The following is a 1,681-nucleotide window of genomic DNA, read 5'->3' on the forward strand; positions in this document are numbered from 1 at the left end:
GTATCACTACCATCCAAATCTTTTGCATTGCAAAAGATTTGCTCACTCAAAAAACTGACAGGCTACTTCCGAAGAAGTATCCTATTTCATTATTTCTTGTGAACATTTGATATTTTAAGTTTTACAGTAATCCGAAGATTACTGCTGCACTTACATCAAATGCCCACACTTATCGACTGTTAATTGTTAAAGAACGGTATTCGGTTACTGCTTTCGCGCTATCGACAAAGCGTTGTGTTTGTCAGCTGCGAAGAAGAAAGAGTATGAAGCGTTTAGATCGTTTCGTCAACACCTTCTTTTGCTACTCATCGCCGTTTCCGGTGATCCTCAACTGCCGCATTTGATTGCGCCTCATTGGGGAGGCGAACTATAGCAAAGCCACCCACTGGCGGCAAGCTTTATTTCAGCAATTCAGCAACAGCCATGCCCACCTCGGTCGTACTGGCGCTGCCGCCCATGTCCGGCGTACGCGGGCCATGCTCGAGCACCTGTTCGATGGCGCGCACAATCGCGTCATGCGCCGCCGTGTACCGGGCGTCGCCATTGCCGAGGAAATCGAGCATCATGGCGCCCGACCAGATCATGCCGATCGGGTTGGCGATATTCTGGCCATAGATATCAGGTGCGGAGCCGTGTACAGGCTCAAATACAGAGGGGAAAGTGCGCTCCGGATTGATATTGGCCGACGGTGCGATGGCAATCGTCCCCGTGCAGGCGGGGCCCAAGTCGGACAGGATGTCGCCAAACAGATTCGAAGCGACCACCACGTCAAAGCGCTCGGGGCTGAGCACGAAACGGGCCGCCAGGATGTCGATGTGGTATTTATCCCAGCGCACATCGGGAAAACCAGGCCCCATCGCTTCCACTCGCTCATCCCAGAATGGCATGCTGATCGCGATGCCATTCGACTTGGTCGCCGAGGTCAGGTGTTTTTTAGACCGACTTTGCGCCAGCTCAAACGCATACTTCAGGATGCGATCGACGCCCTTGCGCGTAAACACGGATTCCTGCAACACCGTTTCGCGCTCCGTCCCCTCGAACATGCGCCCTCCCACGGACGAATATTCTCCTTCCGTGTTTTCCCGCACCACGTAGAAATCGATATCGCCTGGCTTCTTGTTCGCCAGCGGACACGGCACACCCGGCATCAGCCGCACGGGACGCAAGTTGACGTATTCGTCGAATTCGCGCCGGAATTTTAGTAACGAACCCCACAGCGAGATATGGTCAGGCACCTTGTCCGGCCAACCGACGGCACCAAAATAGATGGCGTCGAAATCCTTGAGCTGGGCAAACCAGTCCGAGGGCATCATCTGGCCATGCTCGAGGTAATAGTCGCAATTCGCCCATGCCATCGTCGTGAACTGCAGGTCGATATTGAAGCGGCGAGCGGCGGCCTCGACAACACGCAGCCCTTCCGGCATGACTTCATTACCTATGCCGTCACCGGCGATGATTGCAATTCTGTGTGCGGGCATGAGGTTCTCCTGGTTATGGATGGATGCTAGATGGATGCTAGTGTACTGCTTGCGAAATGGTTGCACTATTTAAAGACTGCGCTATCATCTACATATTGAGTTTGAGATGAGGTGAGCAATGCTGACTGCGGCGCCGATTATATTGAGCGAGGAAGACCGTGCCGAACTGGAACGAAGGGTCCGGTCGCAAACCATCGATACAC

The 1,681-nt window shown here is 53.5% G+C and carries 1 protein-coding gene; it reads right to left on the bottom strand.

All coding sequences use genetic code 11. From position 1 onward, the window contains the following. Window positions 1–398 precede the first annotated feature (398 nt). Window positions 399–1,478 carry a tartrate dehydrogenase gene (locus CSZ94_RS27205; RefSeq protein ID WP_102124346.1) on the bottom strand — a complete coding sequence of 360 codons (1,080 nt, stop codon included), beginning with the start codon at window positions 1,476–1,478 and terminating at the stop codon, window positions 399–401. Between the last annotated feature and the right edge of the window lie 203 nt (window positions 1,479–1,681).

The sequence above is a fragment of the Janthinobacterium sp. ROICE36 genome (genome assembly GCF_002869965.1).
GTDB lineage: Bacteria > Pseudomonadota > Gammaproteobacteria > Burkholderiales > Burkholderiaceae_D > Janthinobacterium.